10 protein-coding genes are annotated in these 15,825 nt (G+C 71.4%); 4 read left to right on the top strand and 6 right to left on the bottom strand.

The window, feature by feature from the left end; all coding sequences use genetic code 11:
- Positions 1-746: 746 nt before the first annotated feature.
- Positions 747-962, bottom strand: a complete 216-nt coding sequence (locus ACWFRJ_RS43995; protein ID WP_453544619.1) for a hypothetical protein — start codon at positions 960-962, stop codon at positions 747-749.
- 219 nt (positions 963-1,181) lie between these two features.
- Between ACWFRJ_RS43995 and ACWFRJ_RS43990 the strand changes: the two genes are divergently transcribed.
- Together ACWFRJ_RS43990 and ACWFRJ_RS43985 are read left to right on the top strand one after the other, a co-directional pair.
- On the top strand, positions 1,182-3,722 hold the full coding sequence (locus tag ACWFRJ_RS43990; RefSeq protein ID WP_453544617.1) for a Helicase associated domain protein: 2,541 nt from the start codon (positions 1,182-1,184) through the stop codon (positions 3,720-3,722).
- 193 nt (positions 3,723-3,915) lie between these two features.
- Positions 3,916-4,743, top strand: coding sequence for an SCO6745 family protein (locus ACWFRJ_RS43985; RefSeq protein WP_453544615.1), 828 nt, complete (start codon positions 3,916-3,918; stop codon positions 4,741-4,743).
- 122 nt (positions 4,744-4,865) lie between these two features.
- Here ACWFRJ_RS43985 and tpg read toward each other — a convergent pair whose 3' ends face one another.
- Together tpg and tap are read right to left on the bottom strand one after the other, a co-directional pair.
- Positions 4,866-5,423, bottom strand: coding sequence for a telomere-protecting terminal protein Tpg (tpg, locus tag ACWFRJ_RS43980; RefSeq protein ID WP_453544613.1), 558 nt, complete (start codon positions 5,421-5,423; stop codon positions 4,866-4,868).
- Between the two features lie 6 nt (positions 5,424-5,429).
- Positions 5,430-7,667 carry a telomere-associated protein Tap gene (tap, locus tag ACWFRJ_RS43975; RefSeq protein WP_453544611.1) on the bottom strand — a complete coding sequence of 746 codons (2,238 nt, stop codon included), beginning with the start codon at positions 7,665-7,667 and terminating at the stop codon, positions 5,430-5,432.
- Positions 7,668-8,106: 439 nt separating this feature from the next.
- Here tap and cydD point away from each other — a divergent pair, with 439 nt between their 5' ends.
- Both cydD and cydC read left to right on the top strand, forming a co-directional pair.
- Positions 8,107-9,831: a thiol reductant ABC exporter subunit CydD gene (gene cydD / locus ACWFRJ_RS43970; protein WP_453544609.1), complete on the top strand. Its 1,725-nt coding sequence runs from the start codon at positions 8,107-8,109 to the stop codon at positions 9,829-9,831.
- A complete protein-coding gene (gene cydC / locus ACWFRJ_RS43965; protein ID WP_453544607.1) occupies positions 9,828-11,564 on the top strand; it encodes a thiol reductant ABC exporter subunit CydC in 1,737 nt (578 codons plus the stop codon). Before cydD ends, cydC begins: the two co-directional genes overlap by 4 nt.
- A gap of 44 nt (positions 11,565-11,608) precedes the next feature.
- Here the strand turns inward: cydC and ACWFRJ_RS43960 are convergent, their stop codons facing one another.
- From ACWFRJ_RS43960 to ACWFRJ_RS43950, 3 genes are all read right to left on the bottom strand, one after another.
- Complete coding sequence (locus ACWFRJ_RS43960; RefSeq protein ID WP_453544605.1) at positions 11,609-13,747, bottom strand: condensation domain-containing protein; 2,139 nt, start codon at positions 13,745-13,747, stop codon at positions 11,609-11,611.
- An 89-nt stretch (positions 13,748-13,836) separates the two neighbouring features.
- Positions 13,837-14,682 (bottom strand): AMP-binding protein, encoded by an 846-nt coding sequence (locus tag ACWFRJ_RS43955; RefSeq protein WP_453544603.1) that lies wholly within the window; start codon positions 14,680-14,682, stop codon positions 13,837-13,839.
- Positions 14,683-14,833: 151 nt separating this feature from the next.
- Positions 14,834-15,748: an aromatase/cyclase gene (locus tag ACWFRJ_RS43950; RefSeq protein ID WP_453544601.1), complete on the bottom strand. Its 915-nt coding sequence runs from the start codon at positions 15,746-15,748 to the stop codon at positions 14,834-14,836.
- Positions 15,749-15,825 lie beyond the last annotated feature (77 nt).

Here is a 15,825-nt window from a genome sequence, read left to right as displayed (position 1 = left end):
GTCATTTGTGTATAAGAGACACCCTTCGGGCTGCGCCCGAAGAAGCGAGCCGGGGTGCTGCGCACCCCGGCCGCTCCCGCTCCGCGTGAGCGGATGCGGTTCGCTTCGCTCACCGCCAGGTGGCACGCGCTGCGCGCGCACCACCAACCGAGGGCAAGGTGCCTCGCGTTGCGAGGCACAGCCGGCCTCCGGCCGACCCGGTGGCCTCCGCTGCGCTACAGCCACCCCGTGCGCTTCGCGCACCAGGCGTGCCACGCTCCGCGCGGCCCACCCACGGGCCTAGCGGCCCGAGTGGCAGCAAAAGAGGGGCGGTGGCAGGCGGTCAGGGCTGAGGTGCTGGGCAGTTGATGCCCAGTCAGCGGTAGACCGGAGGTGGACCCGGAGGCACAGGAGGTGCCACTGGAGGTGCTGGGGGCCAGAAGGGGTCATTGAAATGAGGATCGTAAGGCTGGGTTGAACTTGCGGGATCAGGCTCAGGGAGATCGATGTTTCCTACAACCCAGATGATGCCCAATGCGGCCGCTGCAGCCATCACGATGGCACCTGCGTAGAGAAGGACCCTCATCACACCGCGGCCTAGATTAGAACGGACTCAGCTTCTCCGACATTCGAACGGAACCTTGAGACACCCGACAGCTAGTCAGCCATTTCCCCTCCTCCCGTCCAGCCGAAACAACCGCCCTGCCCCTCAGTTGAGGGGCAGGGCGTGCCAGCCCGGCCGTAGGCACGGGCCCGAGGTGGAGAGGTCAGGATGCGGGGCGCTCTACCGGCTGCCAGTCTTCTGCCGGCTTGGTCCTGAACATGCCTCGGTACACAAGCCGGGTGAGCACTACTGCGCCCTCGCCGTACTCCTCCAGCTCCTCGAACGCTTCATCCGCCGAGTCGTACGCGAACTTCTTCCCCTTCGCATTCTTGATGATCCACTCACGGTCGGCCGCAACACCGATGCCACCTGTCTGCATGTACGTTCCCCACCCCATCAGTAATCCGAGAGCTCTACTTGCTTCAAAATGGTATACGGATAGACTCTGGACTGAGAGAGCTCCAGCACTGAGCCCCTGAACCCTCCACCATGGCACGCGATCGTTGCCGATTTTGATCTCAATCCAGATTCGTGCGAAGCCTCAAGTTAGCCCACCAGGGGGCCTATCAGTCCGCCGGGAGATCCAGCAGAAGGGCAGATGTACATGCCGACCGAGCGTGCTGATCAGCGCGAGGCTGCCCAGCGAGAAGCCATTGACGCGGTGCTCCGTGCCCTCGAATTTCCTGCAAGATCACGTGTGCCCGAGCGAGGGCTCCGCACGCAGGTGATCATGGCGACCGGGTCCGGGAAGACCCGGGTCGCGGTCCGTAGCGCGGAGGAGCTCCACGCGGGCCGTGTGCTGGTGCTCGTGCCTTCACTGGACCTGCTCGCGCAGACCGAGGCCGCATGGCGCGAGGGAGACCGCCGGGGGCCGATGATCGGGGTCTCCTCGCTGCGCAGCGAGGAGGTGCCCTTCCCCAACACCACTGACGTGGAGGAACTGGTCGACTGGGTGCGGCCGTTCGACAAGGTCACCGTGTTCGCCACGTACGCCTCCCTCGGGCTGGGTACGCTGGAGGGCGCGCACAAGGCAGGCCTTCCGGGCTGGGACCTGATCGTGGTCGATGAGGCGCACCGGACATCCGGCAGGATCGGAAAGCCGTGGGCGGTCGTCCACGACAACCAGAAGATCCCCTCCCTGCGCCGCCTCTACATGACCGCCACGCCCCGCCTGTGGCAGCTCGAGGACGAGAACCAGGCCGGCGCACCCGGCGAGCTCGTCGCCAGCATGGAAGACGACCCCAACGGGCCCTTCGGCAGCCGGGCGTTCACCCTGACGCTCTCGGAGGCCATCGACCGGGGAATCTGCGCCCCCTACCAGGTCGTATGCGTGGACGTGACCGATACGCAGTTCCAGGCCGTACGGCTCCTGGGCGCGGAGGGCCGCTCGGCTGAAGTTCGCGGGGCGCGGCTCGCCGCTCTGCAGACCGCTCTGGTGAAGGCGTCCTCGGAGGAGAACTTCCGCAGGACGCTGGTCTTCCACCACATGGTGAAGGAGGCCGAGGCATTCGCGGCCGGCCTTCCCGACGTCGCCGCGCAGTTGCACGCCGCTGACCCGGAGCTGTACCCGGCCACGGTCTGGGCGGACTGGCTGTGCGGAGAGCACAAGCCGCTCCACCGCCGTCGGCTGCTCGGGGAGTTCGCCGACGGAATCGCAAGCGACGGCACCGTGGTGGAAAAGGGCTACCTGAGCTCCGTAAAGGTCCTGGGGGAAGGCGTGGATACATTCCGGTGTGACTCCGTGTACTGGGCGGACGTGCGCGGCTCTATGCCGGACCTGGTCCAGGCCGTGGGCCGAGCTCTGCGGATGCAGCCCGGCGAGGGCAAGATGGCCTCGCTCGTGGTGCCGGTGTTGCTCGGGCCGGGCGAGACGGCGGACAGCATGCTCACGTCCCGGGCGTTCGGCGGGTTGGCCAAGCTGTTGGAGGCGCTGCGGGCGCACGACGCCAGGATCGTGGAGACCCTCGCGGAGCAACAGGTCCCCAGCCGCTACCAGCCCGTAGCCAAGGACGACAGCGGGAAGAACGACATGGGGAGCGGCGAGGGCTCCGGAGGTGTCAGCGCCCCCGCCAAGGCCCTGTTGAAGTTCTCCACGCCACGTGACCCGGCCGCCCTCGCGGCGTTCATCAACCTGCGCGTCCTCCACCCCGAACACGAGCACTGGCGGCGCGGCGTGGAGGCCGCCGTCATCTACCACCGGCTGCACGGCGACCTGCGTGTCCCGTTCACCTACCGGGTGCCCGGCGGGGAGGACCAGGCGGTGGAGGCCGAGGGGTGGCCGGCCTCGCTCGCCGCGTTCCCTCTCGGACAGTGGACCGCCGACAACCGGCGGTTCTATGCCCGAGGGCACATGGACGCCGAGCGCATCGCTCAGCTGGAGAAGCTGGGCATGGTCTGGTCGCACTTCGACGTCGCCTGGGAGGAGGGCCTTTCCGCCGCAGGCGGATGGGCCACCGAACACGGCCACCTCCTGGCCCCACTCGATGCCACCTTCCAGGGAGCGAAGGTGGGGATCTTTCTGAAGAACGCGCGGGCCGCCGCACGCAAGGCCGCCGAGATCGAGCAGCGGTGTACCCAGGGCCTGCCGGTGGAGTCGTCGGCGGGGGCACTGTCGGATACGCGGCGCGAGCAGCTGGAGGACATCGACCCCTCCTGGTGCCCGGCATGGCCGGTCACCTGGCAACGCTGCTTCCACCTCGTCCGGCTCCACCTGGAGGCCGGCCGGCCGCTGCCCACGTCGCCGGGCGACGTCATGCACCAGAGCGAGGACCTCGGACGCTGGGTTCACAGCCAGCGCTTGGGCTGGGACAAGCTCACCAGCGTGCAGCAGTGGATGCTGGAACACGTCCTCGGGGTCGAACCCGCACCCGAGGACGAGAAGCCGCCCGCGCGCCGCACGCAAGCCGACAAATGGGCGCTCAACTATGCGGCCGCCAAGCAGTTCTACGAACGCAAAGGCCACCTGAAGGTCCCCCGCAAGCACATCGAGACGATCATGGTCGACAGCGATGGTGAGGAGAGTCAGGAGGAGCGGGAGATCAGGCTGGGGGCTTGGATCGGCAACCAGCGCAGCAGGGCCGCGGCCCTCTCCTCCGAGCGCGTGGAACAGCTCGCCAAGATCGGCATGCGATGGGCATAGGCGGACATCATCGTCACCACGGCCGCCACGCTCACGCTGCTCTCACGAAATGTGTGCCAGAACCCGAGGCCGTCCATGATCTTGGTGCGTGTCCGGGCGGCCTGCTGTGTGTTGTCGTCAGTCATAGCCGGATGTGCAACTGGCAGCGGCCCGTACTGCTTCACGGGGCGTGACCGCAGGCATGATGTCGGCCATGACTCACAGCGCCCGCCGCATGTTCGAGCTCCTGGAGCCGATCTGCCTGGTCACCTATCTCGCCGACGAGTCCAACGAGGAGCTGGCCGCGCTCGGCCATCGCACCTACTGGGACGGCTACTTCGCCAGCCGCGCCGCGCCGCTGGGGCAGGTGCCGGCGCAGGTCGTGCACGCGGCTTTCTACAACTTCGCCGATGGGGAGGCCGCGCGGCACATTCCGAGCGCGTGGGAGACGATTCCGCCCGAGGCGTCCGTCGCTGCGCGTGAGCGGGGCAGCGTGGCCTCCCTGCGGCGGATCCTCGGCGAGGAGCTGGCCGGCTCTCCGGGCCTGGTGCGCGCCGCCGACCTGACCACCAAAGCCGCGACGAGCGCGCCCACGGAGGGCCGGGTGATGTACGCCGGGATGCGCACCCTTGCGGTGCCAAGCGACCCGGTCGCCCGGCTGTGGCATTCGGCGACCATGCTGCGTGAGCACCGCGGTGACGGGCACATCGCCGCTCTCGTCGGCGCGCGCATCGGCGGCACAGAGGCCCATGTGCTCTCAGCGCTGGATATGGGCATCCACCCGCCGGAGTCCTTCGGGCGCATCCATCACCTGCCCAAGGAGCGGCTGGCGGCGGTCATGGACGGCTTGTGCGAGCGCGGGCTCGTCGACACCGACGGCCGGTTCACCGACGTTGGCCTCGAGACCAAGCAACGCATCGAGACCCTTACCGACGAGCTCGCCGCCCCGCCGTACGGCGCGCTGTCTCCCGCCGAGCTCGACGAGCTGGTCGCCGAGCTCGAACCCATCACCGCAATGCTGGTGGCCGCAGGGTCCCAGTGACGGGCAGCGACTGACAGGACGAGGAGTCCGCCGTCCGGTACGGCGAGTTCTCGGCTGTGGTACCCCGGGGTGGACGGGTCTCCGGCAACCTGACCCGGTTGCCCGCCACCGGATCCGGGTGATCAAAGTTCGATGTTGAGCTGCTCCATGTCGGTGAACTCCACTCCGAGGCCGTGGGCCCGGGAGTTGTTGGCGCGGAAGTACATCTGGGCGAGGCCGTCGGCCGTGATCTGCTGGAGCTGTTGTTCGCCTGCGCCCTGTTCGTGGGCGGTGAACAGGCGGTCGGCCCACTCGGGGGTCAGGGCTTGGGTGATGTCGCGGATCCGGGCGTCGTCGGTTGTGCCCGCGGCGGCGGTGAATCCGAAGCGGGCGCGGGTGGAGAGGACCAGGCCGTCCGTGGACGCGGCCTTCTTCCTCGCCTTGGCGCGGATCTGCGGCTGCCAGCGCTTCTTGACCTCGCGCTCCAGGCGGCCGCGGAGGTCCTTGCGGGGCCGTTTGAGCTTGCCCGCCACGTACCGCTCCACCGTGCGCTGGGAGATCCCGAGCACCTGGGCGGCGGCCTTGGTGCCCTTGAGCTGCTTGACCAGGTACTTCATCTGCGCCTGCGCGGACTGCGGGATGCGGCGGGTGAACGCCCCCTCCAGCGCGCGGTCCAGGCCCTCCCCGAGTGAGTCGGCCATGGTCTGCTACTCCCCTTCTCCGGCGCTCTGGTCGCTCTTGATGAGGTTGGCGATGTTGAACACGCCGCCGCGCTCCTCGAACTGTTCTTCCGCCCACAGGACGGTCTGGGTGCCCTGGTGCTTGACCATTCCGGGCGAGATGCCGAGCCGGAACGTGCCCGGGACGGGCTTGCCTTCGGGCGTGTGCGGCAGGACGTCCAGCGGGGACGGGCCGGGCGAGGGGTAGACGATGGCGTCGGTGCCGATGGAGACCGGGTACAGGTCGGCGGCGGCCGCCGTCTTCAGCAGCTTGCGGTGCAGGCCGATGCGCTGGTTGGCGAGCACGGCGGCCCGGATGTCGGGGCGCCACGTCTCCCGGTTGAGTGCCGGGTAGGGCTCGTAGTAGGGGACTTGGCCGCGGCTGCGCTGGCGCAGCTTGCCGATGCCGCCCTTGGCCGTCGCCTTGATCGCGGTCGCCAGCAGCGCCATCGTCGGGTCACTCTGCCCGGAGCGGGCCATCGCGTCGAGGAAGTCCTGGCCGCCGAGGTCGGTGGTGATGCCGAGGTCGGCCATCGTGGCGACGTACGCGTCGCGCAGCCGCTTGTACCAGCCGTCCAGGTAGCGGCCCTTCTGGGTGCGCACGTGTGCCTCGGTCGGGGCGACGTCGAAGCCGAGCTCCATCGCGTAGGCGACGGTCGGGGTGGCGTACCAGGCCGGGCCCTGGGGCCGGTCGCCCTTCGGCGTGAACGGGCTGGGCAGCCGGTCGCCGTCGACGGTGCGGTCGTTGATCGATACGCGGGACAGGTCGACGTGGGACAGGTCGACCAGCCACGAGCCGGGCAGCGTCGCGTCGAATGTGGGGTTGTCCCTCAGGTGGGTCGGGCCGTTCAGGCCGACGGTGAGTCCGTTGGCGGCCGCGGCGAACGACATGTTGATGTCGACCGTGACCAGGAACTGGTTCATGCACTCGTCATCGGTCAGCGGCCGGCACCAGTCGTAGGGCTCCTCCATCAGCATTTCGGCCGGGGTGCGCAGGTGGTGGCGGGCGAACTTCCCCTTGAGGACGGGGTGTTCGTCGGGAACCTCGCACTCCACCACCGGATACAGCGCGGTGAGCGCGTCGTCGTTGAAGGCCCGCGTGAACTCGCCGCTCGCCTCGTCCTTCTGCGCGCGGGTGGGCGGGCGCAGCGCGACCATCAGTTCCAGGCCGGTCGTCGCGGTGGTGCCGCGCGGCGTCATCACCCGCGCCGCGTACAGGCCCAGGTAGCGGGCGAGGTCGGCCGGGTGCATCGTCGGCAGCTGCGGGTCGTCCCTGCGGTCCCATTCCCTGGTATCCAGTGCGTTCCAGGGCAGGATGCACAGTTGGACGCAGCGGCGTCTGGAGCCCTCGGGTTCGCGGTAGACGCGGGCCCACGGTCCGAGGCCGCGCTGGGTGAGCTGGAGGCCTGCCTTGGCGATCTGCTTGACCACCTTGTGGCTGTCCGCGAGCCGTCCGTGGCGCTGCTCCTGATCGGAGAGGGCGGCGGGCAGGCCGTAGCGCTCGAGCGCGGACGGGGTCAGGACGAGGATCGGGTCGGCGTCGCGGCCGTTGCGGTGCAGCCGGGCCTGGCCGAGGCGGGCTTCGGTCAGTGTCCAGTCGACCAGTGCCGGGACCGACTTGGCGGGCACGTCCAGGACCAGGCCGCCGACGCAGTACGCCGACACCTGGCCGTCCTGGTCGGCGTCGATGACCGCGAGCGGGCCGTTCGCAAAGCGCGCATCGACGGCGGCCGGGTCAGCGGCGGGCTTGGCCGCGGCTCTCTTCGCGCCCGGGCGACGCGACGTCGGGGCGGGCCTGGCGGTATGTGCCGGCGCGGCGGTCGGGGCGGATCCTGTCGTGGTGGTGGCGCTCTGGGTGTCCTGGACGGCTTCGGTGTCCGGCACATCCTGCGTGCAGGCAGATTGCGTTTCCGGCGCGGGCACGCGGGTGATCGCCTCAGACGGTGCCGCGTCCGGGTCGGGTCCGGCCGTGCCGGCGGGGGTGGGGTAGAGCTTCGTGAGCTGCTCCAGCAGGCGTGCGTAAGCCTCGCGTTCCGGCCCGCGTGGCTCCGTCCGGGTTTTGCTGGACTCCCAGCCGCTGACGGTCGCGCGGCGCACCTGCAGGGCGGCGGCAACCTGCTCCAGCGTCAGACCGTGAGCCTGCCGCAGCCGCTTGCGCTCCTGGGGCGGCGGCAGCGGAGCGCGGGATGCGACCAGAGCATCGATCCGGTCGAACAACTCGGACATAGAGCACCTCCTGACCCGCACCCTATCCAGCATCCGTACAAATAGCGTGCATTGACCGTAAAGCTAGCGTACGGATGCCGTCCCGGGTCGCTGGGGTGCATGCATCCGGGAGCGAGAAGGTCCTCGGTGTCACTGTGCCTGTGCCGGCCACCGGCCGCCCGGCCGCCCGGCCACAACACGACCAGGTAGTGGTCGCCGTAGGCGGTGTCAAGGATCTCGTTCCGGTCGCCGCTCAGACTCCAGCCTCGCTCAAGGATCCCCGGAGCGGGGCTGTGCAGTCTGTGCGGGGGCCAGGTCTTTGTCGATCCATCGCATCGTTGTCGTGGAGCGGGCCGGGCAGGTGGCTCCCGGAGTTTCAGGGCGGCCAGGCGTGGAGCTGGTGGGCCTTCGGGGGACGGATGAGGCGCCGCCGTCTCGGCTACTTCTGAGGGGATCGCGCATGAAACCGGTCGAACGCCGTCTGGTGCGGGAACTGCCGGTGCTGCGGCGCCACTTGACGCGCTCCGCGGCCATGGCCTTCCTCGCCGCGGGGCTCGTCGTGGCCCAGGCGGCCCTGCTGGCGACCGTCCTCGCGGACGGCTTCGCCGGGGACCCGGTCGCCTTGTGGCTGCCCGTCGCGCTGGGCGCCGTCGTGGCCGGGCGCGCCCTGCTCGCCTGGGCACGCGGTGTGCTCGCGCACCGCGCCGCGGCCGGCGCCAAGCGCGAGCTGCGCTACCGGCTCACGGACCGGCTCAGCCGCACCGCACCGCTGCGCCTGGCGGCGCGCAGCCATGGCGCGACGGCCACCCTGCTGCTGCGCGGACTCGATGCCCTCGATCCCTACGTCGTCGGCTCCCTGCCCGCGATGACGGCCGCCGCCGTGGTGCCCGTGACGGTCCTCGGCTGGCTGTTCGTGACCGACTGGCCATCGGCGCTGATCATCGTCGTGACCCTGCCGCTGATCCCCGTCTTCGGCGCGCTCGTCGGCATGCACACGGCCCGGCGCACCGCCCGGCAGTGGCGCCTGCTCGCCCGGCTCGGCGGTCATTTCCTGGACGTCGTGGCCGGGCTGCCGACGCTGCGCGCGTTCGGCCGCGAGGAGTACCAGGCCCAGCGGATCGGCGAGATGGCCCAGGCCCACCGGCGAGCCACGATGCGCACCCTGCGGCTCGCGTTCCTCTCCTCGCTCGTCCTGGAGACGGTCGCGACGCTCTCCGTGGCGCTGGTGGCCGTGCCCATCGGCCTTCGGCTGCTGCACGGCACGGTGGACCTGCGGACCGCCCTGATCGTGCTGTTCCTCGCCCCCGAGGCCTACCTGCCGCTGCGGGCGATGGGCGCCGCCTTCCACGAGAGCGCAGAGGGCATCACGGTGGCCGAGCAGGTCTTCGCGACCCTCGACGAGCACGAGCACGAGCACGGACATGAGCACGGACACGGGGCGGATGCCGAGCACACGGCCGGCCGCCGTGCCCCGACGCCCGACGCCTGTACCGCCCTCGTGCACTTCGACGACGTCACCGTCCGCTTTCCGGGCCGCGACGCCCCCGCCCTCGACCACGTCTCGCTCCATGTCTCCCCCGGTGAACACATCGCCCTGGTCGGCCCCAGCGGCGCGGGCAAGTCCACGCTGCTCGCCCTGCTCCTCGGCTTCGTGACGCCGTCGGCGGGCCGCATCACGGTCGGCGGCACCGATCTGACGTGCCTGGACCCCGACGACTGGCGCACCCGCCTGGCGTGGGTGCCCCAGCGTCCGCACCTGTTCGCGGCGTCCGTCGCGGACAACATCCGCCTCGGGCGCCCCGACGCGAGCGAGGCCGAGGTGCGCCAGGCGGCCAGGGACGCGTACGCCGACCACTTCGTCGAGGCGCTGCCCCGGGGCTTCGACACGCCGCTCGGCGAGCACGGCGCGGGCCTGTCCGCAGGTCAGCGCCAACGCATCGCGCTCGCCCGCGCCTTCCTCAAGGACTCCCCCGTGCTGCTGCTCGACGAGCCCACCGCGCACCTCGACCGCGAGAGCGAGGCCGCCGTCACCCGCGCCACCGCGCGCCTGATGCGCGGCCGTACCGCGATCGTGGTGGCCCACCGCACGAGTCTGCTGCCCTACGCCGACCGGATCGTCACGGTGCGGGCCGGTCGCCTCCAGACTCCCCAACTGGTGCCCACGGAAGGGCCGGTGTCCTCATGACCCTGCACGTGGCGGCCCAGAGCCGCACAAGCTCCCGCCCGGCGGCCGCCTCCCCCGGCCGGCCGTCGGGCGGGCCCCGCCCGACCCTGCGCCTCGCGCGCCACCTCGTGCCCTACTGGCGCAGGCTGCTGCCCGCCGCCCTCGCCGCGGCCGGCAGCGAGCTGGCCGCGGCCGCGCTCATGGCCACCGCGTCATGGCTGATCTCGCGGGCCGCGCAGCATCCGCCGATCGCCTCGGTGAGCCTGGCGATCGTCGCCGTACGCGCCCTGGCGCTGGGGCGCGGAGCCCTGCGCTACAGCGACCGGCTCCTGGGCCACGACGGTGTCCTGCGGGCCGTCGCGGGCTTCCGCAGCCGGGTGTACGGGGCCCTGGTGCCGCTCGCTCCCGCGGGCACGCCCGCCTTTCGCAGCGGCGACCTGCTGACCCGTCTCGTCGACGACGTCGATGCCGCCCAGGACCTGCTGCTGCGCATCATGCTGCCGGTCACGGCCGTCGGCACGGTCTGTGCCGCCGCCACCACGACGGCCACGGTGCTGCTGCCCCAGGCCGGCCTCCTGCTCGCGCTGCATCTCGCCGTGGCCGCCCTGCTCGTCCCCGCGGTGGTGCTCATCGTGTCCCACCGCACCGGGCGGGCACAGGCGGCGATACGGGCCGAACTCGCCGCGAACGTAGTGGACTTGACGCAGGGTGCGGCGGACCTGGCCGCGTACGGCGCCCAGGACCGCGCTGCCGGGCGCGCCCGCCGCAGCGCCTCCCGGATCGCCCGCCTCGAGCGGCGCCGGGCCCGGACCACCTCGCTGGCCTCCGCCGTGCTGCTTCTGCTCCAGGGCACGGCCCTGCTCGCCGTCACCTGGAGCGCGCTGCGCGCCCACGCGGACGGGCGTCTGCCCGTCGTGTACCTCACGGTTCTCGCGGTCCTCGTCCTGGTCTCCTTCGAGGCCCTCGAGCCGCTGCCCGCCGCCGCGTTCCGCCTCGCCGAGGTGCGCGCCCGCGCGCGCCGTCTTGCCGACCTCTTCGACACCCCGGCCCCGGTCACCGAGCCGGACGTCCCCGCCGTGCTGACCGTCGACGGGCCGCTCGGCGTGCACATCGAAGACCTCACGGTACGTCACCACCCGGAAGGGCCACCGGCCCTGGACCGGCTGAGCCTGCACCTGCCGCCCGGACAGCGCACCGTGCTGCTCGGTGCCAGCGGCTCGGGCAAGTCGACCCTGATTGCGGCGCTCATGCGGTTCGTCTCCTACCAGGCCGGGAGCATCCGCGTCGCCGGACGCGAGCTGCGCGACTGTGCAGGACGCGACGCGCGGCGCGCGATCACCGGCATGACGCAGGACGCCCACCTCTTCCACGCCACGATCCGAGCCAACCTGCTCCTGGCCCGGCCGGGCGCCACCGCCGCCGAACTGCACGACGCGGCCCGCAGGGCCCGGATCCTGGACTGGATCCAGTCGCTGCCCGACGGCTTCGACACACTCATCGGCCAGGACGGCGCCGAGGCGTCGGGCGGCCAGCGCAGCCGGTTGCTGCTGGCCCGCGCGCTGCTCGCCGATCCGCCGGTCCTCGTCCTGGACGAGCCCACCGAGGGACTCGACCCCGACACGGCGGCGGCCGTGCTCGCCGACATCCTCGACGCCACTCGTGGCCGCACCACTCTCCTGGTCACTCATGAACGAGAGGGCCTCACCGGCGCCGACCAGATCGTCACGCTCGACCGGGGCCGGATCCGCGTCTGAGTGATCGAGGACCGAACTCAGCGGCTGACGTGTCCCACACGTCCTCAGGCCCGGGCCGCCGCCTCGATCGTCCGGGCGAGATCACGTACGCCCCCCTCGCCCGCGTTCTGGCAGGCGTCGTCGCAGCTTCCGCCGAGGACCACCAGTGGGGGTCTCACGCCGCCCGCCGCGATCTGCCGGGCGATCTCGTACGCGATGGCTCCCGCGCCCGAGAAGCCGCCGAGCACCAGCGGATCGCCCGTGTCGAGCAGCGAGCGCAGCACCTTGGCGTACTCCTCGGTGTTGTCCGCCGTGGGCCTGATCGAGGCCAGCGCCTGCGGTCCGCCGTACAGCCCGGCGAGCCCCGTGTGACACAGTCCCGGCGCCCCGGGCGGGGTGACGAGACAGACCGTGCCCGCGCCCGGCACCATGGCCGCGCGGAGCTGAACGAGAGGGCTCGACGCAGCACCCAAGTGCTCTGGCAGGCCGTGGATCCGGGGCACGTCCGCTCCGCTGAGGGTGGAGAGGACCTCTGCCACGGTGGTCCTCTCGCCCGCCGTGTGCGGGAGCTCGCGCAGCAGGCGGGCGCTCTGTGCGAGCATCGCCGCCGCCTTGTCGTCCTCGATGCGGACCCGGTCGTGCACCGAGGTGAGCACCAGGCCGCCGTCGCCGGCGTGGTGGGCGACGACCCCGACCGAGAACGCGCTCCGCCCGGCCAGCGGACAGGGGTCCTCGACGTGAATGCCCTGCGCGGCGAGCGCGGGAGCGAGGCCGTCGGCGTGGCGCAGTCTGTGCTCGAACACCAGCAGGGTTGGGGCGAGTTCGGCGCCCGCCGCCCTGCCGAGCCACTGGTGGATCTGGCCGGCCGAGACCCACTCGTACGACGCCATGTCCAGTGCGCGGTCGCGCAACGACCGCAGCAGCCGTGGCACGGTGGACGCCGGGTCGACACCGACGACCATCGGCAGCGCGTTGGCGAAGGGGCCCGGGATGCGCTCGCTGCCTTCCAGAGGGATGCCGCGCCCGGACACGCTCACGCCGAAGCCGACCGGGGCGGGGCCGGGCAAGGTGGCGGACGCCCGGTACAGCAGCATCGCCCACACCGCCTGCAGGGCGCTGCTCTCGGTGGTGCCCCAGCGTGCCGCCCACTCGACGAGCCTGGTCGTCTCTTCACAGGTCAGCCGAGCGCGGCTGCGGCCCGTGCCGGCCTTTCCCGTCGTCTCTCCGGGCCGTGCGCGCGGCAGTCCGGCGAGGGAGCGCCGCGGACCCGCCGACCAGAAGTGCCGGGCGCTCGAGGGGTCCTGGCCGTTCAGCCAGCTCGTGTAGTCCCTCAGGTCGGGGCGGCGCTCGCCGCCGGAGAGCGCGCCTCCCGCGAGGTAGGCGCGGTAGAACTCCTGGAGCAGGACGCGCACGCTCCAGTTGTCGAGCAGCGCCCGATGGTAGGTGAGCACCACATCGGTGGGCGGGGTGTAGCCGGTGTCCTGGGGCTCGCCCGCCAGGAGGTCGGCACGCAGCAGTGCGGGGCGGCGCAGGTCGAAGCCGCGGTCGCGTTCGCGGTCCATGAGCCGGGTGAGCTCGGTGTGGTGGGCATCGTCGGCTCCTGTGGGCACGGATCCGTAGGGGTGGCGTACGACATCGGGGGCCGATCGGTCGAAGAGCACGGCCCGGGGGTGCGGGTCCCAGGCGAAGGCGGTGCGCAGCACCGTCTCGTGGTCGAAGACGGATTGCCAGGCAGCGGTGAACCGGCGGGTGTCCAGGGGGCCGTGCCAGCGCCAGGACAACTGCTCGATGTGGTGGGCCGGGTGAGCCACGGCGTCGGCGAGCAGTTCGCGCTGGAGCGGGGTCAGCGCGAGGGTGCGCGTCAGCGGCCCGTGGGCCGGTGCGGTCTCGCCGCCGAGCCGGTGCGCTGCGGCCGGATCGTCCTGTGCCGGAGCCGGGGGCGTGCCGGTGAGCAGGTCGGCGAGGAACCCTGCCGGATACGAGGGCGACTTGCCGGTCTCCCGGGGGATCCTGAGGGTGTGGTGGGAGGCATCGACGGCTCGCAGTACGGGCCGCTCGGGCTGTGGCCCGGGGCATCGGGCGGCGATGCGGTCGAGTGCGGCCTCCAGGACGGTGGTCTCGAGCGGCCCGAAGAGTTCCAGTGCGGGGCTCTGCGGGTCGAGGATCACCGTCAGGGATGTGGCCGAGGGGTGCTCGGTTGTCATCGGCTCTCCCCCTCCTCTGCGAGCGTGGAGACCCGAGTACCGATGGCGGGTCCTCACCTCGCGTCCCTGCATCGCCGTCGTGTTCCACGCTACTGGCGCCGGGCAGGGAGTGCCGGTTTCCTCAAGTCGCCCTGGACGGCTTCGCGAACAGCAAACCCGAAGCGGTGGGTGGCCTCCACCCGGGCGGCGACGGCGAAGGAGGCCACCGGGCCGGACTCCCGGCACAGCACTTGTGACGCCCCCGCGTACACAGCGGGGTTGAGGTGAGTGTCGCCGTAGTCCGGGAGGCGGTTGAGGATCACGGACTCGGGGCCGAGCCGGTGTGCGAGGGCGGCCTTGCGGGCGTGGGCGACGAGGCTGCGGTGGGTGAGCCGCACGCCCTCGGGCCGCCCGGTCCGCCCCGCACGAAACCGCACGCAGGTCACCGCGTCGAGGTCGCTGCCGACCACCACGGGGTCGTCCGCGATGCCCTCCAGGGCGAACGGCAGCGTGATCGTCCCCGCGGGGACGGCCCGGTGGCCTGTGTCGATGACGACGACGGTGTGGAGCCGCGGCAGCCGGCCGCGCAGTGCGCTCAGCAGCGCGGCGGTGGCGGCGGGAACGAACGCGATCTCGATCTCGGCGGCCGTGAAGATCTGCTGCAGGGGTGCTTCCCCGAGCCGCGGGCTGATCAGTGCGAAGGTGTGCCCGCTGCGGCTCGCACCGTAGTAGGCGGCGGCGAAGGCCGGGGCGGGGGCGCCGACGACCCCGACAACAGACCCTGTACCGGCGACCGTTCGCCGAACGTAGCGGGCGACGCGGTCGGTCTGCTGGTCCAGTTCCGCGAAGGTGCAGGTGCCGGACTCGGTGGTGATGGCGGCACCACCGGGATCTCGGACAGCCGCCCAGCGCGGCAGGCCGTCGAGCGGGATCTGCGGGTACGCGGGCCTTTGCACCGTGTGGCCTCCTGTCGCCGGGCGGTACGGTCCGTGGGGCATCACCGTGTGCGGCCGCGCTGGAGGAACTTTCGAAGACCGCTCGAACCCGGGCGGCTCGCGCCTGCCCCTGCGACCTTGCCGAGCCGCCGCATGCGGAACGCCGGACCGCTCACCGCACCCGCACCGCCGACTCCGCGTGCTTCTTGGCCAGGGCCAGGACGCGGGCGCCGGCGCCTTTGAGGGTCTCGCGCACATGGCGGCGGGCCCCTGCCGTGCCGGCGCCCTCTCCCCGCACCTGTTCGATGGTTTGCGGGCACAGCAGGACTTCCTGGCGGGCGCTGACGGTCACACCCCTCTCGTCGGGGACGAGCGACCACTCCCCCGTGTGGGCGCTCAGCAGCCCGGAGGCCGTCAGCTGCTTGTGGACGATGAGTCCGGCGTGCGGGAAGCAGATCCGTACCGACCGAGTGGTCTGCACGGAGCCGTCAGGTTCCATGGTGTCCATGGTCACGGCCTGCACCCCCGGCTCGTCCTCCACCACATCGGCCCGGATCACGCCGGGCACACGGCCCGGCCAGTCCTGGACGCGGTAGAGGAAGTCGTAGACCGGCTCGGCCGGGCCCTCGATCCGCACCGCATCGTCGAAGGACAGCGCCAGCTCGTCCAGCCTGGGCCAGAGTTCGGCGGTCCTGCGCAGGCTCTCCAGCACGGCGGCCGGGTCGCCGGCCGAGGTGGTGAAGTGGTACCGCAGCGTCAGCCGTGAGCGCTGCGCGGCGAGCGGTACGACGCTCCAGACGCCGCTCAAAGGGTGCTCGGGAGCCGTCGGTTGCTCCTGTCGGAACTCCACCTGGAGCAGCTCGGGCGCGAGCGTGCGCAGCGAAGTCCAGGAATCCACCCGCCCGCCGGCGGTGGACCACACCCTCGTGCGCTCACGCCTGCCGTCGAATTCCAGCCGCTCGACATGGGCGGTGGTCCTGAGATGGAGGGGCCAGCGCGGGGAGTCGGTGAGCAGAGCGTAGACCACGCCCGCCGGGGCCTCGATGGTTACTTCGTGCGCCGTGCTGTGCACCCTCTCGACACTCATCGGCCTCGGCACCCTTCTCTCCGTGCGGCTCTGGTGCGCGCGCTGAGGAACACCGGTCGGGCGATGCTCCTCCTCAA

It is taken from the genome of Streptomyces sp. NPDC055239 (assembly GCF_053606205.1).
The sequence above is the reverse complement of the archived record's forward strand: the minus strand, read 5'-3'. Positions and strand labels throughout refer to the sequence as shown.

Excerpts from the sequence above, each read along its gene's own strand:
- cydC (WP_453544607.1), top strand. The coding sequence starts at position 9,828 with ATGACCCTGCACGTGGCGGCCCAGAGCCGCACAAGCTCCCGCCCGGCG.
- ACWFRJ_RS43995 (WP_453544619.1), bottom strand. The coding sequence starts at position 962 with ATGCAGACAGGTGGCATCGGTGTTGCGGCCGACCGTGAGTGGATCATC.
- ACWFRJ_RS43960 (WP_453544605.1), bottom strand. The coding sequence starts at position 13,747 with ATGACAACCGAGCACCCCTCGGCCACATCCCTGACGGTGATCCTCGAC.
- cydD (WP_453544609.1), top strand. The coding sequence starts at position 8,107 with ATGAAACCGGTCGAACGCCGTCTGGTGCGGGAACTGCCGGTGCTGCGG.
- ACWFRJ_RS43985 (WP_453544615.1), top strand. The coding sequence starts at position 3,916 with ATGACTCACAGCGCCCGCCGCATGTTCGAGCTCCTGGAGCCGATCTGC.
- tap (WP_453544611.1), bottom strand. The coding sequence starts at position 7,667 with ATGTCCGAGTTGTTCGACCGGATCGATGCTCTGGTCGCATCCCGCGCT.
- tpg (WP_453544613.1), bottom strand. The coding sequence starts at position 5,423 with ATGGCCGACTCACTCGGGGAGGGCCTGGACCGCGCGCTGGAGGGGGCG.
- ACWFRJ_RS43990 (WP_453544617.1), top strand. The coding sequence starts at position 1,182 with ATGTACATGCCGACCGAGCGTGCTGATCAGCGCGAGGCTGCCCAGCGA.
- ACWFRJ_RS43950 (WP_453544601.1), bottom strand. The coding sequence starts at position 15,748 with ATGAGTGTCGAGAGGGTGCACAGCACGGCGCACGAAGTAACCATCGAG.